The sequence below is a fragment of the Prochlorococcus sp. MIT 1323 genome (genome assembly GCF_047304905.1).
Classification (GTDB): Bacteria; Cyanobacteriota; Cyanobacteriia; order PCC-6307; family Cyanobiaceae; genus Prochlorococcus; species Prochlorococcus marinus_D.
This window is the reverse complement of sequence record NZ_CP138973.1, coordinates 812,920-838,967: the sequence shown is the minus strand read 5'-3', so window position 1 is coordinate 838,967 and position 26,048 is coordinate 812,920. Positions and strand designations below refer to the sequence as shown.

Sequence of the window (26,048 nt, the reverse complement as noted above, 5' to 3'; positions counted from 1 at the left end):
TATTATTTCCAATAAATTATAAAAAATGTCTGCCTTTTTACAACGCATCATTGACCTCATGAAAACAAGCAAAAATGATGTTCTCGAGCTGGAACTGAGTGAGATCAAGGCAGGGCAACCAGCGATCGGTAAGGACCAGGTTCTCTACCAGGTTGGGCGTTACGACGGCGTGAACTGGATTCTCGAGGATGGATATCCGGTGCAGGGACGAACATTCAGTGATGATGAAAAAATGTTTGATGATGTTGCCTACTCCAACGGCCAAAAGGTTGACAACGCAGTGATTGTCAGGTTTGACGATTCAACCCCAGGAAATCCAGACAGCTACTACGTTTATAACGAGAACTGGGAGAGAGTCGCACCCGGCACCGTGACCAACGGTATGAAAACAGTGGTGATCGGCCCCGATAAAAACCCTTACCTCACCGATGGGCACCATACGCTGAACACTTTTTCACAGATGAAGCGAGGCGGATTCGAAGATTTCAACATCAATCTAGTTGTGGAAGCCAATTACTCAAATCTGAAAGACAAGAATAAAAATGGCAGTTCCATGGATGAGTTCTGGATAGAAATGGCCAACAGTGGCAACGCCTGGCTCAAGGTTCTCAACGAAAACGAACCCGGATACCGTTATCTGAACGGTGTGAAGGGAGAGCAGGATGAATACATGGTGCACTCCGTGGACCTGGGCATGTTCAAGGGTCAGCTGCCAGAAGAAATGAAATCGGAGGCCTTCAGGAATGACCCCTATCGAGCTATCATGAATTTCACAAGAGGAATCGCATGGGAGGCGCCGGCAGGAACAAAAGCCGATGGATTACCCTTCCTTGAATTCTATTGGGCGGAAGAAATCCAGAATGCCATTGGTTATGGCAATATCGCTCTTGATGTTCATACAGAGGCCTCTCCATACAACCTCTCCGATCTCGACAGTTATGTCTCGGCAGTGCAGGAGATCTCCAACTGGATCATCAATCTTGAGCCAGATACCATCATTGGCACCAGTGGTTTTACAGCCAGGGAGATGGGCCAGAAACCAGAGATCGATGCAGGGAAATTAAACAGACTGATCGATTCTGGCAAGACGCTTGAAGCCTCATCATCCGATGAAAAAGACGCCGTCGATGTGCCCAGTTTCGGAAAACTCGGCTACGCCTGGGCGCAACGAAACGGAGGAAGCGAAGGCAGCGACAGGCTCACGGGCCTTCCCGGACCAGACCTCTTCGTATTGTCACCCGGAAACGATGTGATAACGGATTTCCGCATCGGCGAGGATTCCATCAGCGTTGCGGGAACTCCTGACCTGCGCTTCAGACAGACAGGAGAGGGACTGTTGATCAGTGCCGGAGACGACATCAGCACCCTGCTTCTGAATGTGCACAGGGATGGGTTTCTGGCTCATGAACCGGCCCATCTGCATATCATTCCAGTCCAGGACGACAACCTGATCTGATCTGTACTGTCCTGCTGAAGGCATAGATCAGATCATTCGCTGCAGTTCCGAGTTGATGATTCAGGGCCCGAAGCACCCGTCGTCATGATGTCGTCGTCCACCTGAACGGTCTGCCGGTCGTGGTTTTAGAACTGAAGAACCACGCCGATGAGAAGGTAGACGTATGGGCAGCGTTAACCAACTTCAGAACTACAAGGACAACATCCCAGACCTGTTCACCTCCAACGTGTTGATGTTGATCAGTGATGGCACCGATGCCCGTGTCGGGTCGTTGTCTGCTTCAAGGGAGCGTTCCCAAGAGCTTGCTCTCACTGGTGTCATCAGCAGTGTTCCCGCGCATGAACAGGCGGCTATGGATCAAGCCGGCTAGCACGCCTGTTATGCACAGCAGAGCAGTAGCCATGGGGAAAGAGCCGCTTCGTGCAATGTGGATTCATGCGTTTGTCTTGCCCTCCCCCCAGATCGGGGAGGGTTGGTGAATATTCAGGGAGAAAGAGACGAGGTCAGCTACAGCTTCCCTAGGAACCTCGGAGCTTCCAACTGGGCTAGGACCTTGCATCACTCCTTGCAATAGAGGTTAGCTATAAACCTTTGCAATCAATGGGCCTGCCTGATCATCCGTGAAGACGGGAGTCACGTCCCAGTCAAGGAACTCAGCCCACTCAGCTGCATGCTCATAGCAGACTCCAGCGTCGTTGGTTTCGACAATGATCCAGCCTTGTACAGAGCCTGGTGCGTGAAAGCGCTGCCAAGACTTGCACTCAGGCATCGGGGCACCTGTAGCAAGGAACTGACGAGCTGCTTTCTCGTGATAGCCAGTTTTAAAGCTCCAATGCATCAGAAAGGTCATGTCAAACAAAAAAAGCATCAGCCTTCTAGTCGATTTACATCAAAGGCGATGTCACCCAAGTAACAGTTTCAAGAAACGACTACTTACCCATGGCTCTCCTTAGTTTTGCCGCTTCATCCATACCTTCCATGATCGTGAAGGTTGCATTCTCTGTGGCTGCGTTACGTATTTTGCTTAGCTCTTGATACTCAGCTGATTCATAAGCATCGACTGCTGCTCTCATCGAAGGGAACTCACAAATAACTGCCAAGTTTGCTCCTTCTGTCTTCTCTTTCCCTTGAGGTTCTGTGTCTTTAGCAAAAACCACTCCACCAACTTCTTTAAGCCATGGTCCAACCTTCTCAACGTACTCAGCAAATAAAGCTGGATTGGTGACTGTTGAAGTGCTGATCCAATAACCCTTAGCGCCTTTCTTGTCCATGCGTAGCTTCTAGAACCCCCTAGAGCTTCGCACTAAAGTGCTGTATTGGTTTTGTTGCCAATTTTGTAGTGGGTCCCCATAGGGAAGCGGTTTCAACAGATAAGAGCTGGTGTCGAGGCCGGAGTTGCAACTGCCGAGTCGGCTCCTGAGGCCCTCCAACAGCAACTGGAGAGCGGAGGCCCCTCGACTGGCCGCTTCGGGGGGGCTTGCTCTCTTTATCGGGCTTCGTCGTCTTCAGGAGGTGTTGGCGGAGGAATTGTGCCTGAGCCTTCTAACGCTTCTCCGACCAGAGCAATCTCTTGAGGAGTACTCGGCAGGTGGAAAGCGCCAGATAGCAGCTCACCCGCACGATCACGCAAAGTGTCGTCACCAGTTTCTTCGCTAAATCGAAAAGTGTCTTTGATCAGTTGGATCAACTCAGCGTCAACTTCATCCGCCGCTTGCCAGCGTTCGAATAGTTCATCGAAGTCGGTCTCATTCATCGACTTCAGCTTCAGACATTTCGAAGGTGATCCCTGCTTCCTTCATCTCCAGCTCTAGTTTGAGCAGGCCTTTTTATCAGAGCGCTTCCCAGTTGGTTCTTTAAAGGGTATCTGTACTTGATAGATGTTCTCGTCCGTAGTTTGCGAGACCGCCCCATCGAAGTGATCAAAGGCTGGCCGATGAGAGGCGAGCCCGCCTTGCTGAAAACCAGATCGATGGATCCCGATGTGGATGAGGCAAGGGAGCGATGGAAAAGACTGCAAAAAGTGGGCTGGAGTGCCAAGTGAGCCCAGTGGAGAGGGTCGTTTCAACCCCTCTGCCCCTAGACCAGTGGTGGAAAGTCAGGGCTTTGGTTTTTGCGCGAGAAGTTCTTTCAAAATCTCCTTTTGCCTAGCGGCAGCGAGCCTGTAGCCCCTTTCGAGATCTGTTTCTGTGGGTTCCTCCTTGGGAGCATCTTTTTTGTTTCGACGACCGAATATCCCAGTTATGGACTTACTGAGCATCGAGGCGCGGGAAATCTCGCTCAGCTGATGGTCTCACATGGCCAGCGATGGCAAGAACAGGCGTAAACGTGCGCAGCGTGAGAAGAAATAGCTCGCGAACCTTATTGCTGAATTTCAAGGCAACGGCGAGCTATAGGCGCCAAGCGGGGGCAGTTCTAGGTGCTCGAGGAGTTCATAGGAGAGAAGCCTCCAGGCTTGAGACTTGCTCAAGCCATGCAACTCTTGTCTTCCCTTGACGATGCGACCTATTGATCGATGGATTTTTAGTCGCGAAAACCGTACCAGAGACGTTTAAAACGGGATGTCTATCGCCGACCGGCCCTGGTTCTCACGACCTTTTTGAATCGGTTGTCTTTGGCGGAGGCAGGAGGATTTGTTTGAACCGTGCAATGAATGCCATGAATAACCTTGAGAACACCAAGCACTATTGCCATTGCAGTAGCTGTGCTTATTGTTGCCCTGCTGTTGTTGCAGTTAATATTGATAGTCTCTTGCTTGATTCACAATTGCCTGAGTGAATCGGTTTTGCTCTGGAGCTGGCCCAGCAGTAGTTGTCAATAGTTCCTACAGCGTCGTTTGATATTTGCAGTAAGTGAAACCCAACTTGCAAGGGAAGCCTGGTGGAATTTTGAAGTTTGAGTGGTTGGCTGATGAGCTGAATGGTGCTAGGCAGCGGTATTCCTGTTGTTGTTGATCCGCTGGAAGTGCGTTGAGGCTCATTACTACCAAAAAAAGCCCTGGACATATGCCCAGGGCGATGAAAGGAGAAGCGCTTAGATCATGTTATTAATCAAGCTAGAAATTCAGTATTGCTATAGAGACTGGCTAACTCATTATCGACTGAAAGGGCGTGAGCACGACGGACCGCTGAGTCAATATTGACTGTGCCTGCACCGTAGGTGTCGTCAGTCCCCGGATCTCCCAGATCCATCGCGCTAGTCGTGATGATGTCTTTAACCTCTACACCCGTAAGAGCTAAATTCTCACTCCAGACCAATGCGGCTGCCCCAGCAAGGTTAGGGCTTGCACAAGAGGTGCCGCCAAAAGATCTTTGCCATCCGTTTGCATCAATAGATTGACTGTCTGTCGGTGCAACCATCGTCATTCCATCACCAGCATTTGAGTAACCAGCAAGTTCAGTTCCTGTCACATTAGTAAGTGAACCACCAGTAATAGCATCGATTTCTTCTGTGCCTGTGAACTTCAGAGCACCAACGATGGCAATATTATCCAGTTCAGTTGTTTCATCTGGAATTACAATATCAGGCAGTTGCCCAGCAGCCCAAACTGTGTCTTTATTCCCTTCATTACCTGCGGCAATAGAGAAGAAGGCATATTCTTGAGTTTCTTCTAAAGAGGTTTTCATTGCCGCTGCGCTAGGCCAGTTAGAGCTTGGATTAGTGAGCCAGGCTGCGTTTTGAAATACTAGACGTTCATCACAATTTCGCTCATCTTTGGCATCTTCGATTGAGTCATAAATGGAGTCACTCCAAACATTGTAGGCAACAAGTTGACTCCCCGGAGCAATGCCTGCCAGGTTTTCACTGTCATGCTTAGCGCCCATCACACTCATCGCTCGATGACCATGTGAGTTGCCTGATTTTGCACTTTGATTTTGCACATGACTAATTTCATCATGAGCATCAGTTACACTTCCTGCAACGTCATTAAGACCAGTATCTAGAGAAACAAGCTTGACTTTGTCAGAACCTTTGTTGAATCGCCAAGCACTTGCAGCATCCATAGCATTTAGATTCCATTGTTCTTTTGTACTGTCGCTCATTCCTTCTCTAATGCGGTAGCTATCGTCTTCGGTGGTAATCCTCTCAAAACCTTGTAGATAAATCTCATCTCCATTTTTGAGGCTCAAGATGTCGAAAGCTGTGCCTTGATAAATGGCCTGTTCGCCGATCGTTGTGTAATCAGTCAGACCGCTGAAGGTTTCGCCATTGAAGCTCTTGATGTCTGCACTATCAATACCATTGAGTATTAGTTCGTCGGTTCCACCACGAGCCTTGTAAATTCTGCCTGAATCATATTGTGAACCTACCCATGAATATGCATCGTAATCATAATAAGTAAAAGTGTTGGCTTCAATATCACCATCAAATGTACTCCAGTCAAGAGCATCAATCATTGTTAATGTTTCATCAAAGTCTTCAATATTTTCTCTTATGCCACCGAATACAGCATCAATATCCACATCAAAGTCCCAGTTACTGCGTCTATCGAGGAAGCTGTCTGCAGCATCGATCTTGTCGTTGAGATCGACAAGGAATCGATCTTCTGAGAGATCTAGTGTGTATGATCCAAGATCAACACTTTCTCCTGTCGTGGTGTGGGTTGCATTGACTTGAGCTTCAACATTACCAAGCTTCATTGTTGCCCATGGGCCCCAACTCCAGCCAAAAACATCTGAGAAATCCAACCTATTATCATTTAAGAAATCACCATCATAATTGATTCTGATAGCACCATCTTCAAAGACTTCTTTTTTCGTGCCGTCGTGTGATGCATCATAAATACGGGTATAACCATAATCAAATAGACTTCCTACACTCAAGTCCCATGGCTTGATGCTGATGCTTAGATCGACATCGTATGGTCGTGGGTTATGCCTGAAAGAGTGTCGATCAAAACCTTTGCCAAATGGGTTGCGTGAACCACCTTCTTCGCCAGCTTCATATTCACCATTTGTACGATCTTGAGGTAACTCCAGTTGGTCCTTTCTTCCCATCCAGTTTAGCTTTCCGAAGGAAAACCTATTTGACTTTCGTTCGAATTGGCCTTGATGGTTGAATTCATCAGTTGATTCATCGCGATCTTGCTGATTTGCCCTGGAAGAGAAACCTTGCTGATTGAAAGAACGGAATGGCTGTCTTAGGCGTCGGCCAAATGTATTTTGGCCATGTTGATTGCCTGTAATCGGATCTTCCAGTCTGGTGGAATGATGAACATTGAATGTTTCTTGCCTCTCAAAAGATAGTCTACTGTCGCGAGAATAATCTTTGGTTGTGTTGTTTGCATTTGAGGCTCCCTTGGCTTCGAGGTCAAAGGGCTGCTCTTGTTCAGTCATCTCGCCACTATTGGAGTAATAATGGCTTGAATGCCCCGCGCCAAGATGAGTGTTCTGATTGTCTGTTGGTTTTGCTAAATTGAGTGATTCACTGATAAAGTCTCTGCGCTCTGATTGCTTGTTATTTGAGCGGATACTTCTGAAGAGTCTTTTCATGATCGGAGAAAAGGCTATGCCTTTTGAATGACTCAATCAATCTCGATCAATGTCATGACTTTAGATGTGATCTAGAACTTTTTGAGCCGCGAACTTGTTCTCATTCAATCGTGACGTAGGTCACACCTTTATTTGTGCACAGCGATTGATTAGAAGGGATGTGGATGGTGAATCTGATTGTTCTAGATCAGTCTTGAGACTAATCCTATCAATAGCCTTGCTTTTCATCGTTCTATTTTGCTACCGCTTGCTTTTTCAGCCAATGACAGCCTCTGTAACCTGTGCTTGTAGTTGTCGCTGCAGTTGTTGTGACTGCTGATCAATAATCGCTATCGCTAGGTGGATTGGGACCCAACTGGCGTGATTGCGAGGGATACAGCGGGCCTGGGAAACCCACTTACAAACGAAACGCCTACCTGAACCTCCCATCCCGATTCGGGGGCTCTTTTTTGTGTCCTTAGCAGCAAAAAATGCTTGTGCGATCCAGCCCCTGAGTGGTACGAAAGGGTATTGCGGGGGCACTTAGAGACGATTGATCAAAAGGAGCAATTCTGCCTACTGACGCCTTGTTGTTGCTTGCTTAGACCTAGATCAGGAGTCCAAGGACGTAGACACCCTGAAAACCTGTCCTGGACTTGAGGGCATCCAACGCGGGTGCCCTTCTTCGTGGGCAGATTTTGGCGCCGCCATTAGATAGAACTCATCACATCCACAGCCTGTGTTCAGGCTCACCAGTGGCATTGAGACAGGACACTGCGTTTTGCAAGAGGTTGAGAGAACCTATCGATAGCGGTGAAGGATGAAAACAAAAAGTCGCCACCGCCCCAGGAGGAGAAATCAAATAAACAAAAGCCCCGCAGAATGGCGGGGCTTTTTGATGTTCAGTCGTAAAAACTTCTCAGTCTCCTTTTGCTGCAGATGATATGGCCTGATAGCAGCAGGCAGAAACTAATCAGATAATGAATGACCTTTTAAGCGTTCAATCCCAGTGCTGCACTCCATTCGCCTTCCTCTATCGCTTGCTGGTGCTGCTGCTCTTGCATTAGCCAGCGCTTCCATCCATCCAGTCGCTGCTCAAGAGAAAGAAGGCAGTGCAGCAGATCTGGGGGTGATGGAGATCAACCTCAAAGATGCTGTGCAATTCAACTGGGGCTTTCAAGGAGCACTGCAAGGAGCAGGCACACCCAATCAAGCCGGTATTGGAGCCTTCCTGCCGATTGCTGTTGGCGAGAACAGTGTTTGGTTTATTGATGCTTTAGCCAATGCCAACTTCGCTGATTTTGATGGCTACAGCAGCATCATCAATACTGAAGTGGCTGGTACCACCATCTCCACCTCAACCCGTTTGGGTTACCGCTGGCTCAATGATGATCGCTCTTGGATGTATGGGGTGAATGCTGGCTATGACAGCCGACCCATGAATACAGGTGATGCTGATACCAGCGTCAATGTTTTTGACAAGCGTGATGTCTTCTTCTCTCAAGTTGCTGCAGGGTTAGAAGCAGTCTCAGACACATGGAACTTCAATGCCTATGCACTGGTTCCTATTGGTGATGTCGAGAAACGCCTGAATAGCCACTACAAAGGTGGTGCTCTTGATACCTACGGCTTGGATGTTGGCTACAGCATCACACCTGCTCTCAATGCCTCTGTTGGTTATTACTACCAACAAGGTGATCTCGATGATGCTGATGGTTCTGGTGTTAAAGGAAGGTTGGCTTACAACATCAGCAATGGTTTAACACTTGGTGCAAACCTCTCATATGACGAGGCTTTTGATACACGCTTTACAGCAGACATTAAATATCGCTTTGGAAGCAATGGCTATGGAGCACCAAGCAAGAAACAACCAGCAGTGATGCCTGCAATTCAAGCGTTATCTACAACACCAGCGAATCGAGATGTAAGGGTGCACGACTGTTTGTGGTGGCAATATGGTTGCCCTGGGTTTTTATCACCTGGTGGTTGAGTGTTGTGTGTATCCCTTATGAGGATACCCTCCATAAGCCCCTGCAATTGCGGGGGCTTTTTTATTTCTTCAATCACTTCACTATTAGCTTTAAACAACCATCAATACCTGGCACCATTGACTTGCAGAAAGTTGCCTTGATGTCTTCTTTAGCAGGCAACAACTAGCAATAGTTTTTCGCATTCATGACAAATCTAACGTCAAATTTATCTGCCAGAAAACTACTTATATTTCTAACTTAATCACCACAGTAACAGACGTGAATCACCATCACGGATGCCATTGGCTTTTCTAAATCTCACTGCAACCTGATGCCAATTCTCAGGGATTTGGTTGGGGCGAATATCGAACGCAAACGGCAGCTGTTGTTGACCTGGAGAAACCTTTTCTTCTTGCTTGTAGTTCTTGAATGACTGACTAGTCGTTTGAGCATGCGACTCCCCCAGTGGCTCCTTTGAGAAGCTTTGCTGTGATGGCGATAGCGCTGGCAGAAACGCTCATAGCGCCTGGCACAACCATCAAGTGTTGCCGATAACTTTAAAAAGCTGGCTGCTATTCACTGATGCCATATGCTTTTAGCCTGCTGTAGTGGGTTGCTTCCCGTAGATTAACTTCAAGGTAAGGATTGTTACGTTGAGGATTAAGGTAATGATGTTTGCAATAAGAACAGGAACAGCATTCGTTTCTATTGCATAGATGATCCAAAATAAGAGGCCAGTGATAAACATCAAGAGCATCACTATCGATACATCATCAGCCTTCTTGCTTTTCCATGTCTTTATGACCTGAGGTAAGAATGCAATGGTCGTTAATGCAGCAGCTATAAAGCCGAAGGTGTTAGGAGTTATTGGTTGATCAATGCCCATTTAGAACTGTAAGAATTAGTTTATGGATAATTATTCTCTCAGTGTAATTGCACAGCCGCTTTGCCTATTTGGAGAGGCACACCCCAGTGTCTTTTTGGAGTGCCTTGGCAAGACGCTCCTTGCTTAGGCGCTCCTCTGCAACCAATCCCTTATCGGCTGTGCTCAACCCAAAACGCCAACAGCTGTTCATATGACGGAGCGAGTGGTGCTTTGTTATCGATAATGAATTCGATGATGGTTGCCTTCCTTGTGTATTTGCTTTGTCCAGGGAGAGCCATGCGTGACGCAATGGCTCTAAGCTCTGTGACCTTGAGCTTTTCGAACTGCTCCTTCTTTGCTGGAGGTAACGATCTAAAGGCGTGTGTGGCGAATGCCTTGGCCTCCACCTCATTTTTCAGAGCCTGAAGCCTGCGGGCCTGGGAGTCGATGTGCTCCCCGATGTCACGAGCCAGCTTTTTGTCGAGGTTGTTGATCTCCTCAATGGCTGCGAGTAACCCATCAGTGATCGACATCGACCACCTCCTTGGCGGCCTCACGCCGAGCAAGCCGTGCCTCCTTCGCCTGATCCATTGCAAGGCGGAAGGTGTGGATAAATGCCCGCGCAGCTTCTACCAAGGTAGACCAAGAGGACAGACCCCAAGAACCGTTCTCCTCAAAAGCCTCTTCTAGAGCTTCCCCTTCGTTCTCGAGCTCCTTAAGCACCTGGCCTTAGCCATGGAGGATCTTGTTTAGCTCAGCCTTTTGGCGCAGGCTGAGATCCATTCCGATGGAAGCCGAACAGGCGATCAAGAATTGGCTCCAGCTCCATGGCAAGCTCCCCCAGGATTAATTTCAGTCATCTGATCAGGGCTTCCAGGCCTGATCTGTAGGCAGGAATGGCTTGAAATGCCATTCGCTGACCATTAAGCCCCACTTTGGGGAAGAGCCAACGGAAAGCTGCAACCAGCAATCAATAGCTGAATGATCACTGACCACAAGATCATCTTCTTGCCACCTCTGGCCATGCGAACTCATTAGAGGTGTGCAAGGCTGCTGGGAAGGACATGTGATCTAGATGGAGACGCACACTGCTCTACTCACGTTGATCTCAATGGCGGTGTTGGTTGGCCTTGGTGTTGGCTATTTGGCAAAAACTGCGATATTCAAGAACGGCCCAATCGAGAGAGGTCCACTCGGACAAATGAAGGCAGGAGGGCTGTTTGACTTTGGGGCTGGGACAAAGGTCAGCTCTCAACGAAAGCCTCCCTATCAACCAAAGATCAGCCAGGACGAGACAATCAAAGCGCGATTGGAGAAGACCTTTGCTGATAGCGCATCAGGAACGGACGACTGAGAATGACTGTGGCGTAATGAATTACCAAGCTTTATAGAGAAGTTATCGTTCTCGCCTGACCCAATTGCTCGTGTAGCACAGACATCAAAGCAATGACAAAGCAAAACTCTCCTTGATTAGGACTTCAACAAGGCTTCGGTATCAGTGGTTGAACAGAGACCACTCTTGGATGTTTGGGTTGAATGCTGATGCTGACAGCAGGCCGGTGAATACAGGCTATGTTGATACTTATATCACGGGAGCTAACTCCGTTAGTGACAAGCGTGATGTCTTCTTCTCGTATGTTGCATCAGGACTAGAAGCTTTCAGTAACGGCTGTAATTTCATTGCCTATGTGTTAGTTCCAATCACTCACGTCGAAATTGTTTCAATACTGAAAAGCCCTGGAGAAATTCACATCATTTGATTTAGAAAACGGCGGCTGCGCTCTTCACGAGCATTCGCGAAAAACTCATCTGGTGATGAGGTCTCAACAACCTTGCCCTCATCCATAAACAACACCCGATCTGCCACCTCACGGGCGAAGCCCATCTCATGGGTGACGACCACCATGGTCATCCCATCATTCGCTAGCGACCGCATCGCATCAAGAACCTCTTTGACCCTTTCTGGATCGAGAGCGCTTGTAGGTTCATCAAAAAGCATGATTTCAGGTTGTAGTGCGAGTGCACGTGCAATGGCTACTCGTTGTTGCTGCCCTCCACTCAGCTGGCCCGGGTATTTACCTGCTTGCTCGGCAATTCCCATCTGAGTCAATAAATCATTAGCGCGTGCCTCCGCTTCCTTTCGAGGCCGACGTTGCACACGAATTGGTGCAAGGGTGATGTTGTCGAGGATGGATAGATGTGGGAAGAGATTGAATTGTTGAAACACCATGCCCACACGTTTACGGATACGTCGTATCTGATGTTCATCGTGGTCTGCATCCAAGGGGATACCAAGCACTTCAAGTCGCCCTTCATCTAGCGACTCGAGTCCATTGAAGGTTCGAATCAAGGTGCTTTTACCAGAACCCGAAGGACCCATCACGACCAAAACTTCTCCGCTTTCAACATGCAACGACACCTCATCAAGAGCTCGCTGATGATCACCAAAGGATTTAACAAGGCCGGAGGCATGAATGGCTGGAATCATCGCTTTGAAATAGCAGACCTTGTGGGGCTCAGTTGATGTTCAAGATGACGGGCAAGTAAGGCCATAGCAGTGCAAACCAACCAGTAAACCCCTGCTAGCCACACATACACCTCCAGATACCGACCAATGAAATCAGGGTTGGCCAACAGGCTGCGACTGATCCCCAGGAGTTCCACCAAACCCAAGATGGCCATCAGGCTGGTGTTTTGAAGTAATCCAACTGCTTGGTTTGTCAAAGCCGGTAGAGCTGTACGGAGTGCCTGCGGCAACACCACAAGTTGAATCATTTGCTGAGGACTCAGGCCCAGCACAGCAGCAGCTTCACGCTGGGTTCGTGGGATCGCTTGCAATCCACCGCGTACGTCTTCAGCGATGTATGCAGCAGCAAATAATGCGAAGGCCAATACAGCGCGCAAGACTCTATTTACTTCTAGATGCATGGGAAGGAAAAGGGGAATCAAAAGCTGACCAAAAAACAACACTGCGATTAGAGGAACAGCCCGCATCACGTCGATATAGACGCTGCAACTTCGTTGGATCACGGCCAGCCTGGTTTGACGCCCGAGTGCCAAAAGGATGCCCAGCGGCAGAGCAAGAGCACCGCTGCAGGCAGTGAGCAGCAGGGTGAGGGTTAGGCCACCCCAGGCATGAGAAGGGATCGGCAGTAAACCGAGGCCACCAGCAAGAAGAACCACACCACAGGGCACCATCGCAATCCATACCAAAGGCAAGGCCTTCCGAATCCAACCCCGACGTGGCCCTAACAGAGTTAATAAGGTGAGGCCTATCAGCAGCGCAATCCAAAGAAATGGGCGCCAACGTTGATGAGGTGGATAGCTGCCAAAGGCATACAGCGGAAGGTTTTGGCTAACGACTTGCCAATCCGCATCAACAAAAAGCCAATGCAGGGTTGTGGTCGCAACCCAACCAAGCAGGGCAAGCAGCAAAACAGACATCAAGCCATCCAGAGGGGTGGCCAATAGGTGCCGTTTCAGACGTTTAAAAGGGCTTGGCCCAGATTGCATCAGGATTTAGCAGGTGTACTCAGGAGAACTAGAAACTCAATTCGGACAACTTCTCTTGGCATAGAAACGATCAAGGGACAGGCTCAAACGCATAGGCCATCGAGGCAGATCATCAACGTAAGCCCCTTTGTGCATCGTGTTGAAACAGATGTTCTGTTGCCCTAGTTGAGCCAAGCATGGACAGAAGCACAAGCCATTGCTATTGCTTAGAGATCAACCAAGATTGAGCCAATGGAGAGAGCTGAATTCGCTGAAATCTTCGCCAAGGCAACGGTTCTGAATTTCGCACTCTTGACCTTCTGGTTGATCTGCTTCATTCGACACCGTGAATGGGGCTACCGCTGGCACTCAAGATGGTTCCTCGATTTAAGCAAAAGAAGCTATGACCGCATCCACTACGGCGGGATGATGCTTTACGAAATCATGATCATCATCTTCTGCTTGACACCTGCTTTGGTGCTTCGCTGAAGTCAAGGATTTTTTTGGCTTCTGCATCACCTCAGAGCGCATTGGCTACAGCTAAGTAGTAGTAGTGCAAATATTCAAGGATTCAATGCATCCCTATGGGAATATTGAGATCTCACCTTATTAATCGATACTGGTCTCATTGGAGACATTTGATCATGTCGCCAATGAGAGTGACTTGCTAAGTGGTCTCAGCAGGCTTAGGGGCTCTCAGCAGGTTGATTGCAGATAGGAACAATGCTGCCCCGAATAATGTTCCTAGAGCCCAAATACTGTCTGATGGCCATTCAATAACAAGCAATAGACCGAAGATTGCTGTGATCACTCCATCGAAGACAACCAATCCACCCAAAGGGTTTGGAGATGCAGCACCTCCAGCTAATTCCATCAAGCCTTCTATTAGAAGCAAGACGCCTGCAAACAAGGTAAGGCTGATTTCACTATCGACCGGGTCGATCAAAATCCAAACAGAAGCTGCGATATAAAGCACGCCACTGAAGCCTCTAAACACTTTACCCTGCAGGCTCGTTTCACCGCCAAGACGCAATAATTGGCCAATGCCTGCGGCACAGGCAGCCCCCCCGAGGGCAATGGTTAGCAGGGTGGCCGAGGCAAAAGGCAAAAGGATGGCAATGGCAGCTGCAATAAACAAGAGCACTGCTGCGATGCGCCGTTGAAGTAAAGAGTCCATGAAAAACAAAAACCTAATTGAGCTTAAGGCTATTGCTGGGATCTGATCACAACTCGATTGAGAACTTCCATCCCTCCAGTGATCAGAAGGTTAAGCAGCAAAAAACTAATCAACAACAATAAGAATCCTTCAACCGCTCTGCCGGTTTGTGTGATTGTCGTATCACTTACCGCATAGACATCGGCATAACCTACGGCTATCGCCAATGTGCTGTTTTTGGCCAAGTTGAGATATTGGCTTGTCAGGCCAGGGAGGATGGCTGGTAAAGCTTGAGGTAATACCACCCGACGTAACCCAAAACCTTCTGGCAAACCAAGACTGCGAAACGCTTCCCATTGACCACTCGGAACAGAATTCAATCCACCGCGGACAATTTCAGCAATCGATGCTGCTGTGAAGATGCTTAGGCCCACTAATAAAGCCGAAAATTCAACGCTCAGATTTAGGCCAAGCAATTCGATCCCTTGGTTCGAGACACGTATCAAGGCTCCTAATGGCGCAAAGGGGGTCCCGGAAAGGCTTAAGAAAGCAACGAAATACCAGAACAACAGCTGAAGCAACAGAGGGATCTGCCGGATCAAGGCCACATATCCGCTCGACAGTGCTCGTAACAGCACATTGCGGCTACTTCTGGCAGCCCCTGCAAGCACTCCAATCACCGTGGCCAGAACAAGGCCGCAAAGGATGACCTTGAGGCTGTTTAACCAGCCCATGCAAAGAGCCCAGGCATAACTATCCGAAGGCCTATAAGACAGCGGATGTTCAGCTAGAGCAAAGCCTGCAGGTCGTCCTAACCAAAGAAAGCTGAGCCCCATGTCCGTGCGGATCAGATTCACAGCGAGATTGTTGATCAACACGCCAAGAATGGTCAGCAGAGCGAGAGCGACGCCAACTTGCAAGCAAAAGTGCTGCGAGCGCTTCATGGGGGGTTAGTTAAATGGTGGCGCGATCAGTAAGCCACCTTGCCGATAGGAGCGATTTAGGCCTCTAGGAATTGGCACAGAACTGTTTGGACCGAGGTGGCGGTTGTAAATCTCTCCATAATTCCCTGTGGCTCGGATCACCTTGACGACGAAGTCATCTGCCAGACCAAGCTTTTGACCAAGGCCAGCATCAACGCCTAGAAAGCGTCTCAGCGACGACATCTGTGGGTTTGTCTTGGCTTGTTGAAGCTTGCTGTCGACATTCTCTTGAGTAATACCAAATTCCTCAGCGGCAAAAAGAGCAAAGACCACCCATCGGATGGCATCCCCAAGACGCTGGTCTCCACCCACTGAGGCAGGGGCAAGCGGTTCCTTACTAAGCACAACATCAAGAATGATGTGCTGCTCAGGATCAGGAAAACCAGATCGAGCCGCAGCAAGTTGAGAACGATCGGAAGTCATCGCTAGACATCGACCCTGGAGGTAACCGGCGACAACCTGATTGAGATCTTGATACTTGATCGGCGTATAAGAAAGCTTTCGTTCCTGAAATGCATCGTTGAGGTTCTGTTCCGTCGTGGTACCTGAGCCGACACAGATGTTGCTGGCTTTCAAATCCTGAAGGCCCTTAATTCCGCTACTTCGCTTGACCATTAACCCCTGGCCATCGTGAAACACCACAGGTGCAAAGGTGAGACCATTGCCTCCTGCTGCATCCCGACTGAGATTAAATGTGGTGTTACGTGAAAGCAGATCAATTTCGCCTGTTTTTAGAGCAGTGAAGCGTTCGGGAGCTGTAAGAGGTCGATATTGCACTTTCGTGGCATCACCAACAACTGCAGCGGCCATAGCGCGGCAGATATCAACGTCTAGCCCTTCATAGCGACCATTGCCAAGTAGAAAACTAAAGCCTGGGATCTTTCCGCTGACACCACAATGCAATTGGCCGCGCTTGCTGATCAATTCCAGCCGAGAACCACCACCTTGATCAATCGAGGCACATCCTGTGGCAAGCAAAGACAGAGTGACTAGACCTGTGGCAAAATGCCTCATCATGCTGTAACTATGCAATTTGGCCTCATCCTCTCAGATCTTTGGCAAAGCCTGAGAATAATCGATTGCCACCTGACGCAATGCAGCAACTAAAACATTCCTTAGTTCAAAATGGAACTAGATAATAGAATGACTCGTCTTAAATTCCGAAGATCAACTCTTGCATAAAGTAGATATCTTCAAACATGTTTTATGGCCTGTAATTAAAATGGATTTGTTGCTCATTTAGACCGAGAGAGGAATGGGACTTGATATGAAAAACTAGGTTTTACCGTGATTAAATAAAAGTCAATTGAGTGATCTTGCCGCTATTAACTCTTTTCATGAACAGGGTAAAGATCTTTATCCCATGCTATTAGCATGGGATAGTATATTGGATCACTATCATTATCGATTCATCATTGGTCAGCAGTTTGCTTGGGATGAAGAGGAGTTTCCTAGAAAGCATAGACTAAGGGCCCAAGAGTCAATCCCTCCCCAATTCAATCAGTTATCTCACTTCTAGAGATTTCTAGGTTAACTAGATGCATGACAGAATGCTTTCAACAGATCGTTCAAGCGCTTTTGCGGCTTACTCGCTTTTGTCTACTTGGATGCCAATAATGATTTTTACTGCCCTGCTATTGATCTGTCTCAACTTTCAATGATGGGCCCCTGCATTCAAGTGTAGGGCAAAAATCTGCAAGGCCGAACTTGTCTAAATACGAGTGACATTGAGATAAGGATTATGCATTTTATCTATGCTAGGCCAGAGTGGTAACCAAGAGCTTTATGGGTTTTGATGAGATATTATAGCGATGAATCAACAGTTCAATGCTGGTCTTAGTGTCAAGATAATACTTGAAGCACTTAACCGCCATAATTGAGGATAGAGAGGCAGAAATCAATACTTAATGATTTTCATGTGACAACCAATGACGGAAAAGAAAGCCACATGGCGCAAAGTCAGTCTATAAGCTCCTCATTCCTTCTGCGCTATAGCCTATTGATAATCAAAGGGTAGTTATAGTTCCTAGTTAGATTAAATACTAAAAAATAGATCTCATGCTGATCACTTAATATTAGGGTATGATTTTTTAATGCCAATTTTATCGCAACAGAAAGCATTCATACAAAACTTAGACACGACTGTATCCACATCTTGTCTCGAAGATTTTTAGGGGTAATCCAGTTGCTGCCATTGCAGCTCGACACTCAGCACCAATGGTTCCATAGACCTCAACGCTAAAGCCATCGCCAAGCTCTGCATGCTTAGCGAGATAGTCACCAACGATGGGGTTCGATAGATGAGCCAAAAAGGCTGCATCATTTGCATAGACCTCAGACCAAACAAAAGCGAGGGGATCGTCTGGATCCTGATCAAAGGTGTGATGCAACATCCCAGGCTCAGAATCCTTGACCCCTGCATCTGTCGTCGCAGCCAATGAAAGATAATCGTCAACACAGCCTGGTTTTACATGGATGCGAGCCAGCAGAAGAAAGGGCGTAGAAGCATCGAAGTTCGCCATGAAAAGCATTGGTGAGCTAAAGAGTTATAGCAGCTCAGAGTAGGTGTATGAGTGAATTTCAAAATGAACCAAGGCATCTTTTTTTAGCAGCAAATCAAACTCATGATTTTGCAAAGTAGCGCGTTTTATGGTTGGTAAAATATACGGCCCGACTGGAATATTCCCAGTAAGTTATTGCATTAACAAAATCTCATCGTGTCTAAAGAATTAATGGTTTAGATGAATCTAAGACCTTTAAGCTAGTTCAAGATTTGAAATCATTGGCGCTGCAAACAACTCTAACGATAAGACGACTTAGAAAATCTTGGGCATCATCTCAAATACAACCCTTCTAGATATGAGCAGGCTCTTGATTGCCGCCTATGCGTTCAAATAGATCAAGACTTTCCTTGTTAAGGCTCACCACCTCGACTTCCGATCCTCCAAGGCGAAGCTTGCGGATCACCTGATCCAATGCAGCAACTCCGCTTTGGTCCCAGATGTGTGCTCGCGACATATCGATCGTCACTTTGGCAGGGTGCTTGTGAATGTCAAAGCCCTGTAAAAAATAAACCTTGCTCACGAAGAACAATTGTCCACTGACTTCATAACGAAGCTCATCAGGGTTGACTTGAATAACACTGACACGGATCACTTTGGCAACTTTACGGCTGAAGAGTATTCCTGCGAGTGCAACACCCGCTAAAACTCCCAGCGCCAAATTATGGGGTGTGGTGAGCATGGTGACGGCAAAAGTCATCAGCATCACAGCTGTATCGCTACGAGGAATCTTTTTGAGCTGCCGGAGTCCACGGATATCAGCAGTACTGACAGCAATCGCAATCATCACAGCCACTAACGCCGCCATAGGGATTTGTTCTAACCAGACTCGACCCACCAAGATCATTAACAATAAACTGACACCAGAAAACAATGTTGAAAGCCTGCTACGCCCACCATTCTCTGTATTCATTACCGATTGGCCTACAAGTGCACAACCAGCCATTCCTCCAAAAAGAGAGGAGGCAACGTTTGCGATTCCCTGGCCTCGAGCCTCAACGTTCTTGTTTGATGTGGTATCAGTTAAATCATCAACGATGTCTTGGGTGAGGAAAGTCTCAATCAGCCCAACCAAGGAAACCGCGAGAGCTGTTGGTAACACCAATCCAAATGTTTCGAGGTTGAATGGCACTTTCCCATCTGCTAATGACCCAAATGGAAGTGTGAAACTAGGAAGACCAGTCGGGAGATGTCCTAAATCTTTAACGGTTGGAATATCGAAGCTGAAGCCGATGCTAATGATCGTCAAAACAATGATGGCCACGAGCTGAGAAGGCAGCAGGCGAGTCAAGCGTGGTAAGCCATAAATAATCACCAATCCAAGGATCACTAACCCCCAAACCAAAGGGATCTGGCCACCAGTAGGCAAAATCTGGGTGGCATGGTCGCTAACTACTGCTTCTCCGTAATGCAGATTCAGGCCTAATTGGGGTAATTGAGCTTGAAAAATCAATAAGGCGAGTGCATTCACAAATCCACTTAGAACCCCTTGAGGAACAAAACGCATTTGATAGGCAAGTCTCAAATAACCCCAAAGGATTTGCAAGAGCCCAGTCAATAGGCCTGCTGCCATCAAATAGGCAAGGCCTAGGCCTTCCCCAACGGCATTACCAGTCGCCACAAGCCCTGTCATCAACAGTGCTGTCGAGCCAGTCGCTGAGGTGATCATCCCCATACGTCCGCCGACTATGGCGATGGTGACTGAAAGGCAAAACGCACCAAAGAGGCCCACTTGCGGATCAACACCAGCGATGCCTGAAAAGGCAATCGCCTCTGGGATCATTGCGAAGGCAACCACCAGCCCAGAGAGGAGATCTTTTGGAGGGTTGCCTAACCACTGTTTGATCAACGATGGTTCTGACCGGTTAATCATTAAAAAGGCTGGCTTTGACGGCAGACCTTATCTCAAAGCGACGGCAAAATACCGTTTGGGTCATGACGAGCCTTAAGTTCTTGAAGACCTGGTAACCATTCGCCGAATGCTGCTTTCAGCTCCCGCTGATGCCATGGCAGATGCGGATGCATCTGAGCCAGATGAACTCCTTCGCAATAAGGCTCAAGCGTTTCCCATACCTTCTCTAGCCAGTTGAGACTTAGCGCTCTGATATGGCTATCTCCAGCCGGCCAGGCTGCCGTGATCCATGGTTTCCAGATCGCCTCACGGTGAATAAAAGAACTGACATCCTTGCGTTGCCGACTGGCGACTCCGCCGAGTTGTTGAACAGCCAAGGAACACCTTGGATCTGGGCGTTCTGCCATCAGTTCGGCAAGGGACGTGATCACTCCCTGACAGGCAGACCCCCAAGCAGGGCCAAGCAATGCAACGACTTCAGAGTGGCAACGCCCAATCGCTGCGTTCGAAACAACAGGCAATGCAAATGGTGGCAATTCATGTATGCCAGCAACATCGTCAATTTCAACAACGTTTGTGCAGAGAGTTGTTTTTTGCAGCTGATTGAATGTCGAAACAGCGGCAGCATCGGCAGAAAGAAGCACTCCGTAAGCGTGGACTTCATCCCCCCAGATCCACTGCAGGCTTAACGAATCAGGCCAGCTTTCAGCCTGATGGATAAGCTCCAACAGCTGTTCAAACGTCAAACTTGATTGCCAGATACGCAGCGGTTGCAGCAGATGTGTCTGAAGCTTCAGGTCTGTGATCACAGCCAGAAAAGGAGCTGCTCCGCAGAGGCCACGCCAAGCCAATTGATCTTCAGAGCAGCAAGCAGCTTCCGGCTTGGAGAGAACAAAGCTTTCTCCATCGCCCCATACACCTTTGATCTCAAGGATTTGATCAATTGCTAATCCTTGACTGCGACTCAAAGGGCTGATGCCTCCAGTGAGGATGTAACCGAGGCCTGGCAGTCCTGATAGCCCTGTGGGAAAACTTCGTCCGTGCTTGGCGAGTTCCCTGAGAAGACTCTCCATTCTCTGACCAGCCCCAATCTCCACGTGTTGGGTGCTGGGATCGAAATGAATCTGGCGACAGCTTTGGCGCAGATCCAGGGTCCAGTGTCCTTCAGCTGCACAGCGACTGGTTGTGCCTCCGCTGCAAACCATTAAGGGTTTACGTTTGAGCTGTAGCGAGCGCATCAGCGCAGGGATGTCATCCGCTGTGGGATTGAAGACTCCTGCGATGCAAGCATCCTCTGCAAGTGCGTTTGGAACATGGAGGCGACGATGAATGGCGGCCTCTTAACCCTCATTGATCAGCGTAACTATCTCTGTCTTGAGGAGAAAGCCCTTGCTCATCAGGCTTCAGTCAAGATCTCATTGAAGACATCGAACTTTGCGTTGGTTCTCTTGCTTCACGACAACAGATAGGGTCTTTCTAGGTCGCTCCTCACTGTGAATCCTGCATCCTTAGATCATCCAGATGGTCATCTCGGCATCCTGATCTGTGGGCATGGCAGTCGGAATCGCTTAGCCGTTGAGGAGTTTGCCCAATTAGTCAAGGCGCTCAAGCCAAAATTCCCCACAATTCCCGTTGAATACGGCTACCTGGAATTTGCCCGTCCAGTGCTCAGAGAAGGTCTTGACCGGCTACTTGAACAAGGCGTGAAGAGGGTTCTTGCAGTCCCTGCGATGTTGTTTGCCGCAGGCCATGCCAAAAATGACATCCCCTCCGTACTCAACAACTACGCAGCTGAAAAGGGGTTAATCATTGATTACGGACGCGAACTCGGCATTAACGACTTAATGATCGGTGCGGCCGGCGCCCGCTTGAAAGAGGCGCTTGAATCTGCTCCTGACGTCCCACTTTGCGAGACGCTCCTGGTGGTCGTAGGTCGTGGCTCCTCAGATCCTGATGCCAATTCCAATGTGGCCAAAATCACCAGGATGTTGGTGGAAGGCTTCGGATTCGGTTGGGGGGAAACCGTGTATTCCGGCGTCACCTTCCCCCTTGTGGAGCCTGGCTTGCGTTACCTAGTCCGCCTCGGTTTCCGCCGCATCATCGTATTTCCTTACTTCCTCTTCTCAGGGGTGTTGGTGAGTCGTATTCGACAGCACACAAAGCGGGTTGCAGATGATCATCCCAATATTGAGTTTCTTGCGGCCAAATACCTCGGAGACCACCCCCTTGTCATCGAGACCTTCCGGGATCGCATTGACGAGATCTTGCTTGGCGGAGATACCGCAATGAACTGTTCGCTATGTAAATACAGGTCTGAGCTTCTCGGCTTTGAAAACGAAGTTGGTCTTGCGCAGGAAAGCCATCACCATCACGTCGAAGGCCTTACAGAGAGCTGCACCCTGTGCAAAAAGGAGTGCACCGGTGCCTGTCAGCCCGACGGCATACCAGTGTCCCTAAAGGAAAAGGCCCATGCCCATGCCCATGACCATGACCATGACCATGACCACAGCCATGGTCACTATCCCTATCCCCATGCTGAACATCCATTTGGTCCAGTCAGCCTGAGAAAATCAAGCGAAACTGAAACCTAAAATCACTTATGAAACGCAAGGATTGTCAGTAGCTTTCTCACTTGCGATAGACGCGACTCGGCTTAGATAAGTAAGGCTTATCGTTCGCCAAGGGGGTGCTTTTCTTCAACTGCTTTCCACAGTTCTACGAGGGTTTTCCACGGTCTGTTGGGCAACACTCTTGATGGGGAGGTGGTCCTGTGGTTTAACAGCTTTGTTACTGGTCTGCGTTACATCAGTAAGCCTTGGACTACGTTCGGCTCCCTGCTCAGCCCAATGAAGCCTGAACGCCTGTGAGCACATGAGTCTTGCCTTGCCACGGGACAGCTTGCTAAGTGCTTGCAACGATTGACGCTAAGCCCAAGAGTGTGGCTTCCTGGTGTCAAGAAAAAAACTCGCTGAAGGCGTTCTATGGATCGAAATCACCTCGAGCGCTGCGTTGAAATCAATGATGCTTGCCAATCAGTTGAGGCCACTTCCACCTATGTGAGCCTTGAAGCAGAAATTCCAGAAGTGCTCTATCGAGGCATGAAGGAATTCATCGGGTCACATCCCAACTGGGACCAATACCGTGTGATGAGTTCAGCCATCGCCCATTTCCTGTTTCAAAACGGCTGCGGGGATCGAGCCGTTACTGAGCGGTATCTCAATGACCTTTTTAGCCACGCCGAGGCCTAAGGGCTTCTAGACAAGCCCTTCTTGTAATCGCCATCATTGTCAGAGTGGGACTCTGCCAAGCGGATGTTGGCCAACACGCTCCATCCACAACAAGCACATTTGGACATCGCCAAAGACGGTTCCAACGATCCACCACACTGCAATCTTCACTTTCTCCCATCGCAGCACCGCCAACTTCATGGATGTAATACCCCGGCGGTGGAGACGTTTCACTGAGAGCTAGCGCACCATCGAGAAGGGGTTCGAGAAACATCAAATTAATCAGCTCCTTGAGCGGCAACATTGTTCCCCCAGCTGACTGGATCGCTGCCTTGATCGTGCCTTGCATGTGATCAACCATGGCCTGCTCGTTCTCCCCCCATCGACAATCGATATGTGGTACCGGAACACCCCAGCGATCCAAAGTGCTTGAAAGCGTCACTTTGTTGTGAGGTGAAGGCAACACTTCACCATGCCCAATCAGGAAACCTGTAGCCGTCTCTGGTTTACGTTTCAACCAATCTGGGGGTTCAAAGCGATCAATCCCTCCCCAGAGTCCATAACCCCGCAAGAACTTCAACTGATTTTTAGGCTCTAAGCAAGCACCGAAAGGAAGAAAAAAACTGCCAGCTCCAGAAAGCACATTCGCTGTTGAGTCAGTCTCAGACACCTGCTTCACTTGGCTACGTGGCAGAGCAAAGAAACGACAGGTGGAGACGTGGTCCATCAAATAGCAACCAAGGTTGCCCGAGGGGTCAGTAAACCCCTCGCTGTGATGGTTCACTTCGGAACTCAGCAGGAGTCGAAGACTCTGAATTGTCGATGCACAAAGCACCACAAGCTCACCATGGAGCTCTTGTCGGTTGCCGTTGTGCTGATCAATCACCAGCACCCCTCGGGCTGCTTCATGATCTGGATGCATCAGCAACCGCTCAGCCTTGTGGTTGCTCAGGATCTCTACCTTGCCTGTGGCAAGTGCCATCTGTAAGGTGCTGCCTGGACTGCTTGAACGAGGCCAAGGTCCATCAACTGAAGGCTGGTGAGGTCCGAACCCTCGTGAATGAATGACTGGATAACCAAGTTCCGTATCAACGGCGCTAGCGAACTGTTGTTCGCTAGCTGTGAACGGTAATGGGGCGATGTAGTTGCCATCCGGTAACTGTTCCAACCCATCCACATGACCATGAACCTTCAAGCGCTCTTCTAGGGCGGAGTAATGAGGGGCTAACTCGCTGTATTGCAGTGGCCATTCAGGCCCATACCCATCTCTGCGCGAAGCCTTTAAGTCCTGATCTGAAAGGCGAAGAGTGATTCCACCCCAAGTGAGGCTGCGCCCCCCCACCTGATGACCCTGGGTCCAGATGAAGGGGTGTTCAGAAGGATAGGTATAGGGATTCTCTTTTTCATTCGCGTAGAGCAACGGATTCGCTTTCCAATAGCCAGGATGTTGAGCCTGAGATCGATGCTTGCCGCTACATAAACCATCCAAACGTCTAAGGGTGTTTCCAGGTTCTGAGCCCAGGGCTTTTTGAGCAGACAAATCTGGCCCAGCTTCTACCACGAGTACACGTACGCCAGCTTCTGCAAGGGTTAGAGCCGCAACCCCTCCAGTAGCACCAGAGCCGATCACGATCACCTCATAAGGGTGTTGAATCACGCTTGCATAGACAACATCAAGACAGTTTCGCCCCTCACGTGCATAGATACCATCTGGATCTCACAGACCTGCGCGTTGACTTGATGCCTTGGAGAATGGATGTGCTGCTGCAATAGGGAGTTGAAAGTCTCGTGCTCGCCTTAAAACTTGCGACGGGAAGTAATCTGAATGGAAATGTCTATGTTTCCAATCCATTGAGTCCGATTGTAGGTAGCCACTCAACTGAACCAGGTGTCCCTCCACAAGAATCTCAGGACCGCTGGTTCAAGTCAGATTTACTTCGACGGGAGGTGAACCTCTCAGAGTTGTACGAACTCTCTCAAGGTGAACTTGATCTCCTAATGGCCGAAACCGCAACGATTCGCAGCGACCCAGACTCTAGTCGAAACAATCGTGGCAAGTTTGTAGTCGCAGGTTACGTCCTGGAGCTGGCCAAAATCATCAGCGATCGTCGAGCTAATCAATCATCATGATTGGAGCGGCTATGAGCTAGGCAAACTTAGATCCTCAAGGAGATTGAGAAAGTACTCTCCAACCTCCTTATCAATCAAGCGGTACATTCGCATTAACGACGCAGCACTCCTCTTCCTCCGCCAAGGAAACCTATATCAAACAGAATGCCCATTGCAAGAATCAACAATCCACTAAAGCTGCTGAATCCACCATCCAGTGCGATTGCCCAACAATAAGCAAGGGTTGTTGTTGGTAGCAAAAACAGCCCTAACAATGGCCAGATCCAAACGCCAGCAAATGGGCCCATGATAAATGGTTGATAAAAGAACCAAAGTGCAATCAGCACAACTCTTGGGGCTAGAAGTCCAAGCAAGCCGATTAAACACATGATTGATTCACCACTCTTCTTTCAATAGATAGCAATTCCTGCTTCACCTGGTTGAGATGGCTGGCGAAATCCTCACCAGAGTAAAAACTCAAACTCAGCAAAGAGGTTAAAGACAAGACTTGCCCATAGGCAGCTAACGGCCGCTTGCTCTCCTTATCAGAATTTTCAAGAACCAAAGACTGCCAATGAGATACCGACCTTCCTGCAATGGCCAGGTCTTGGGGAGGTCAGACCGCATTGTCCAAGGCACCAGCCCAGCTGTTGACAGAGGAGAAGTAACCCTGATGTTGAAAAGAATTTATGCAGACTGACAAAATCGAGTCAAGCAAATCTTTGATGGTTAGACCAAATTAGGGAAATCAAAAGGAGCAATGATTTGAGCCTGACCCAAATGATTTAGATGTGCTGAAGCGAGATCAGCAAAAAAAACAGTATTTATTTCTAGAGAGCATGAGCATTCTGAAGACGTTATGGCAATTCCCTCCATGAACCATGGAGGGCCATTTCAGGCTGAGCCCAG

29 protein-coding genes and 1 pseudogene are annotated in these 26,048 nt (G+C 48.6%); 9 read left to right on the top strand and 21 right to left on the bottom strand.

The genetic code is table 11. The annotated features are described in order from the left end of the window. Positions 1–25: 25 nt before the first annotated feature. Together SIB68_RS04015 and SIB68_RS04010 are read left to right on the top strand one after the other, a co-directional pair. Positions 26–1,456, top strand: coding sequence for a ParB-like protein (locus SIB68_RS04015; RefSeq protein ID WP_063399052.1), 1,431 nt, complete (start codon positions 26–28; stop codon positions 1,454–1,456). A gap of 163 nt (positions 1,457–1,619) precedes the next feature. Continuing rightward, positions 1,620–1,826 (top strand): hypothetical protein, encoded by a 207-nt coding sequence (locus SIB68_RS04010; RefSeq protein WP_063399051.1) that lies wholly within the window; start codon positions 1,620–1,622, stop codon positions 1,824–1,826. A 207-nt stretch (positions 1,827–2,033) separates the two neighbouring features. On the opposite strand, the gene SIB68_RS04005 is transcribed toward SIB68_RS04010, so the two are convergent. The 3 genes from SIB68_RS04005 to SIB68_RS03995 all read right to left on the bottom strand — a co-directional run bounded on the left by SIB68_RS04005 (position 2,034) and on the right by SIB68_RS03995 (position 3,209). Further along, a complete protein-coding gene (locus tag SIB68_RS04005) occupies positions 2,034–2,306 on the bottom strand; it encodes a DUF3303 domain-containing protein (RefSeq protein WP_041385049.1) in 273 nt (90 codons plus the stop codon). Between the two features lie 79 nt (positions 2,307–2,385). Next, positions 2,386–2,727: a DUF1330 domain-containing protein gene (locus SIB68_RS04000; protein ID WP_011130326.1), complete on the bottom strand. Its 342-nt coding sequence runs from the start codon at positions 2,725–2,727 to the stop codon at positions 2,386–2,388. Between the two features lie 215 nt (positions 2,728–2,942). Continuing rightward, on the bottom strand, positions 2,943–3,209 hold the full coding sequence (locus SIB68_RS03995) for a hypothetical protein (protein WP_063399050.1): 267 nt from the start codon (positions 3,207–3,209) through the stop codon (positions 2,943–2,945). A 141-nt stretch (positions 3,210–3,350) separates the two neighbouring features. On the opposite strand from SIB68_RS03995, the gene SIB68_RS03990 reads away from it, so the two are divergent. Further along, the gene (locus tag SIB68_RS03990; protein WP_236068772.1) at positions 3,351–3,497 is read left to right on the top strand and encodes a DUF1651 domain-containing protein; all 147 of its coding nucleotides are present in this window, start codon (positions 3,351–3,353) and stop codon (positions 3,495–3,497) included. Between the two features lie 205 nt (positions 3,498–3,702). On the opposite strand, the gene SIB68_RS03985 is transcribed toward SIB68_RS03990, so the two are convergent. The 3 genes from SIB68_RS03985 to SIB68_RS03975 form a co-directional block, all read right to left on the bottom strand. Continuing rightward, a complete protein-coding gene (locus SIB68_RS03985) occupies positions 3,703–3,831 on the bottom strand; it encodes a hypothetical protein (RefSeq protein WP_268873702.1) in 129 nt (42 codons plus the stop codon). Between the two features lie 672 nt (positions 3,832–4,503). Continuing rightward, positions 4,504–6,981: a S8 family peptidase gene (locus SIB68_RS03980; RefSeq protein ID WP_413681934.1), complete on the bottom strand. Its 2,478-nt coding sequence runs from the start codon at positions 6,979–6,981 to the stop codon at positions 4,504–4,506. Between the two features lie 219 nt (positions 6,982–7,200). Continuing rightward, entirely contained in the window at positions 7,201–7,467 is a 267-nt protein-coding gene (locus SIB68_RS03975; protein WP_063399012.1) for a hypothetical protein, read from the bottom strand. Between the two features lie 466 nt (positions 7,468–7,933). On the opposite strand from SIB68_RS03975, the gene SIB68_RS03970 reads away from it, so the two are divergent. Continuing rightward, a complete protein-coding gene (locus SIB68_RS03970; RefSeq protein ID WP_413681933.1) occupies positions 7,934–8,914 on the top strand; it encodes a carbamoyl-phosphate synthase in 981 nt (326 codons plus the stop codon). Positions 8,915–9,156: 242 nt separating this feature from the next. On the opposite strand, the pseudogene SIB68_RS03965 reads toward SIB68_RS03970, so the two are convergent. The 4 genes and pseudogenes from SIB68_RS03965 to SIB68_RS03950 all read right to left on the bottom strand — a co-directional run. After that, positions 9,157–9,505 (bottom strand): annotated as a pseudogene (locus SIB68_RS03965) (hypothetical protein); the annotation flags it as partial. Further along, complete coding sequence (locus SIB68_RS03960; protein WP_063400669.1) at positions 9,490–9,780, bottom strand: SemiSWEET transporter; 291 nt, start codon at positions 9,778–9,780, stop codon at positions 9,490–9,492. The pseudogene SIB68_RS03965 and the gene SIB68_RS03960, both read right to left, overlap by 16 nt. Before the next feature lie 149 nt (positions 9,781–9,929). Then, on the bottom strand, positions 9,930–10,292 hold the full coding sequence (locus tag SIB68_RS03955) for a hypothetical protein (RefSeq protein ID WP_063400668.1): 363 nt from the start codon (positions 10,290–10,292) through the stop codon (positions 9,930–9,932). Continuing rightward, complete coding sequence (locus tag SIB68_RS03950; protein WP_236069035.1) at positions 10,279–10,482, bottom strand: hypothetical protein; 204 nt, start codon at positions 10,480–10,482, stop codon at positions 10,279–10,281. The genes SIB68_RS03955 and SIB68_RS03950 overlap by 14 nt, the downstream gene beginning before the upstream one ends. A gap of 352 nt (positions 10,483–10,834) precedes the next feature. Here SIB68_RS03950 and SIB68_RS03945 point away from each other — a divergent pair, with 352 nt between their 5' ends. Next, positions 10,835–11,113 carry a hypothetical protein gene (locus SIB68_RS03945; protein ID WP_063400667.1) on the top strand — a complete coding sequence of 93 codons (279 nt, stop codon included), beginning with the start codon at positions 10,835–10,837 and terminating at the stop codon, positions 11,111–11,113. A 393-nt stretch (positions 11,114–11,506) separates the two neighbouring features. On the opposite strand, the gene SIB68_RS03940 is transcribed toward SIB68_RS03945, so the two are convergent. Both SIB68_RS03940 and SIB68_RS03935 read right to left on the bottom strand, forming a co-directional pair. Further along, entirely contained in the window at positions 11,507–12,247 is a 741-nt protein-coding gene (locus SIB68_RS03940) for an amino acid ABC transporter ATP-binding protein (RefSeq protein ID WP_063400665.1), read from the bottom strand. Next, on the bottom strand, positions 12,244–13,203 hold the full coding sequence (locus tag SIB68_RS03935) for an amino acid ABC transporter permease (RefSeq protein ID WP_413681932.1): 960 nt from the start codon (positions 13,201–13,203) through the stop codon (positions 12,244–12,246). Before SIB68_RS03935 ends, SIB68_RS03940 begins: the two co-directional genes overlap by 4 nt. Positions 13,204–13,503: 300 nt before the next feature. Here SIB68_RS03935 and SIB68_RS03930 point away from each other — a divergent pair, with 300 nt between their 5' ends. Further along, on the top strand, positions 13,504–13,740 hold the full coding sequence (locus tag SIB68_RS03930; protein ID WP_063400663.1) for a DUF6868 family protein: 237 nt from the start codon (positions 13,504–13,506) through the stop codon (positions 13,738–13,740). A gap of 178 nt (positions 13,741–13,918) precedes the next feature. Here SIB68_RS03930 and SIB68_RS03925 read toward each other — a convergent pair whose 3' ends face one another. The 6 genes from SIB68_RS03925 to SIB68_RS03900 all read right to left on the bottom strand — a co-directional run bounded on the left by SIB68_RS03925 (position 13,919) and on the right by SIB68_RS03900 (position 21,086). Then, positions 13,919–14,428 (bottom strand): HdeD family acid-resistance protein, encoded by a 510-nt coding sequence (locus SIB68_RS03925; protein ID WP_063400662.1) that lies wholly within the window; start codon positions 14,426–14,428, stop codon positions 13,919–13,921. 29 nt (positions 14,429–14,457) lie between these two features. Beyond that, complete coding sequence (locus SIB68_RS03920; protein WP_063400661.1) at positions 14,458–15,351, bottom strand: ABC transporter permease subunit; 894 nt, start codon at positions 15,349–15,351, stop codon at positions 14,458–14,460. Positions 15,352–15,357: 6 nt separating this feature from the next. Further along, on the bottom strand, positions 15,358–16,407 hold the full coding sequence (locus tag SIB68_RS03915; RefSeq protein ID WP_063400660.1) for an amino acid ABC transporter substrate-binding protein: 1,050 nt from the start codon (positions 16,405–16,407) through the stop codon (positions 15,358–15,360). Positions 16,408–17,522: 1,115 nt separating this feature from the next. After that, positions 17,523–17,912, bottom strand: coding sequence for a putative quinol monooxygenase (locus SIB68_RS03910; RefSeq protein WP_063400736.1), 390 nt, complete (start codon positions 17,910–17,912; stop codon positions 17,523–17,525). Positions 17,913–18,243: 331 nt separating this feature from the next. Beyond that, complete coding sequence (locus SIB68_RS03905; RefSeq protein ID WP_063400658.1) at positions 18,244–19,824, bottom strand: SulP family inorganic anion transporter; 1,581 nt, start codon at positions 19,822–19,824, stop codon at positions 18,244–18,246. 32 nt (positions 19,825–19,856) lie between these two features. Then, on the bottom strand, positions 19,857–21,086 hold the full coding sequence (locus SIB68_RS03900; protein ID WP_268874313.1) for an FAD-binding protein: 1,230 nt from the start codon (positions 21,084–21,086) through the stop codon (positions 19,857–19,859). A gap of 210 nt (positions 21,087–21,296) precedes the next feature. Here SIB68_RS03900 and SIB68_RS03895 point away from each other — a divergent pair, with 210 nt between their 5' ends. Beyond that, positions 21,297–22,394 carry a sirohydrochlorin chelatase gene (locus SIB68_RS03895; RefSeq protein WP_063400656.1) on the top strand — a complete coding sequence of 366 codons (1,098 nt, stop codon included), beginning with the start codon at positions 21,297–21,299 and terminating at the stop codon, positions 22,392–22,394. Between the two features lie 105 nt (positions 22,395–22,499). Here SIB68_RS03895 and SIB68_RS03890 read toward each other — a convergent pair whose 3' ends face one another. Continuing rightward, the gene (locus SIB68_RS03890) at positions 22,500–22,676 is read right to left on the bottom strand and encodes a hypothetical protein (RefSeq protein WP_155724974.1); all 177 of its coding nucleotides are present in this window, start codon (positions 22,674–22,676) and stop codon (positions 22,500–22,502) included. Between the two features lie 108 nt (positions 22,677–22,784). On the opposite strand from SIB68_RS03890, the gene SIB68_RS03885 reads away from it, so the two are divergent. After that, positions 22,785–23,051 (top strand): DUF2811 domain-containing protein, encoded by a 267-nt coding sequence (locus SIB68_RS03885; protein WP_011130280.1) that lies wholly within the window; start codon positions 22,785–22,787, stop codon positions 23,049–23,051. Here SIB68_RS03885 and SIB68_RS03880 read toward each other — a convergent pair. Then, complete coding sequence (locus tag SIB68_RS03880) at positions 23,032–24,687, bottom strand: GMC oxidoreductase (RefSeq protein ID WP_063400655.1); 1,656 nt, start codon at positions 24,685–24,687, stop codon at positions 23,032–23,034. The two genes, SIB68_RS03885 and SIB68_RS03880, sit on opposite strands and share 20 nt — an antisense overlap. A 194-nt stretch (positions 24,688–24,881) precedes the next feature. Here SIB68_RS03880 and SIB68_RS03875 point away from each other — a divergent pair, with 194 nt between their 5' ends. Continuing rightward, a complete protein-coding gene (locus SIB68_RS03875) occupies positions 24,882–25,160 on the top strand; it encodes a hypothetical protein (RefSeq protein ID WP_236069033.1) in 279 nt (92 codons plus the stop codon). 92 nt (positions 25,161–25,252) lie between these two features. Here the strand turns inward: SIB68_RS03875 and SIB68_RS03870 are convergent, their stop codons facing one another. Then, on the bottom strand, positions 25,253–25,447 hold the full coding sequence (locus tag SIB68_RS03870; RefSeq protein WP_369818714.1) for a hypothetical protein: 195 nt from the start codon (positions 25,445–25,447) through the stop codon (positions 25,253–25,255). Positions 25,448–26,048 lie beyond the last annotated feature (601 nt).

Coding starts and splice junctions, on each gene's coding strand:
- SIB68_RS04015 (WP_063399052.1), top strand. CDS start 26: ATGTCTGCCTTTTTACAACGCATCATTGACCTCATGAAAACAAGCAAA.
- SIB68_RS04010 (WP_063399051.1), top strand. CDS start 1,620: ATGGGCAGCGTTAACCAACTTCAGAACTACAAGGACAACATCCCAGAC.
- SIB68_RS04005 (WP_041385049.1), bottom strand. CDS start 2,306: ATGACCTTTCTGATGCATTGGAGCTTTAAAACTGGCTATCACGAGAAA.
- SIB68_RS04000 (WP_011130326.1), bottom strand. CDS start 2,727: ATGGACAAGAAAGGCGCTAAGGGTTATTGGATCAGCACTTCAACAGTC.
- SIB68_RS03995 (WP_063399050.1), bottom strand. CDS start 3,209: ATGAATGAGACCGACTTCGATGAACTATTCGAACGCTGGCAAGCGGCG.
- SIB68_RS03960 (WP_063400669.1), bottom strand. CDS start 9,780: ATGGGCATTGATCAACCAATAACTCCTAACACCTTCGGCTTTATAGCT.
- SIB68_RS03955 (WP_063400668.1), bottom strand. CDS start 10,292: ATGTCGATCACTGATGGGTTACTCGCAGCCATTGAGGAGATCAACAAC.
- SIB68_RS03945 (WP_063400667.1), top strand. CDS start 10,835: ATGGAGACGCACACTGCTCTACTCACGTTGATCTCAATGGCGGTGTTG.
- SIB68_RS03940 (WP_063400665.1), bottom strand. CDS start 12,247: ATGATTCCAGCCATTCATGCCTCCGGCCTTGTTAAATCCTTTGGTGAT.
- SIB68_RS03935 (WP_413681932.1), bottom strand. CDS start 13,203: ATGTCTGTTTTGCTGCTTGCCCTGCTTGGTTGGGTTGCGACCACAACC.
- SIB68_RS03930 (WP_063400663.1), top strand. CDS start 13,504: ATGGAGAGAGCTGAATTCGCTGAAATCTTCGCCAAGGCAACGGTTCTG.
- SIB68_RS03925 (WP_063400662.1), bottom strand. CDS start 14,428: ATGGACTCTTTACTTCAACGGCGCATCGCAGCAGTGCTCTTGTTTATT.
- SIB68_RS03920 (WP_063400661.1), bottom strand. CDS start 15,351: ATGAAGCGCTCGCAGCACTTTTGCTTGCAAGTTGGCGTCGCTCTCGCT.
- SIB68_RS03915 (WP_063400660.1), bottom strand. CDS start 16,407: ATGATGAGGCATTTTGCCACAGGTCTAGTCACTCTGTCTTTGCTTGCC.
- SIB68_RS03910 (WP_063400736.1), bottom strand. CDS start 17,912: ATGGCGAACTTCGATGCTTCTACGCCCTTTCTTCTGCTGGCTCGCATC.
- SIB68_RS03905 (WP_063400658.1), bottom strand. CDS start 19,824: ATGATTAACCGGTCAGAACCATCGTTGATCAAACAGTGGTTAGGCAAC.
- SIB68_RS03890 (WP_155724974.1), bottom strand. CDS start 22,676: ATGTGCTCACAGGCGTTCAGGCTTCATTGGGCTGAGCAGGGAGCCGAA.
- SIB68_RS03885 (WP_011130280.1), top strand. CDS start 22,785: ATGGATCGAAATCACCTCGAGCGCTGCGTTGAAATCAATGATGCTTGC.
- SIB68_RS03870 (WP_369818714.1), bottom strand. CDS start 25,447: ATGGGCCCATTTGCTGGCGTTTGGATCTGGCCATTGTTAGGGCTGTTT.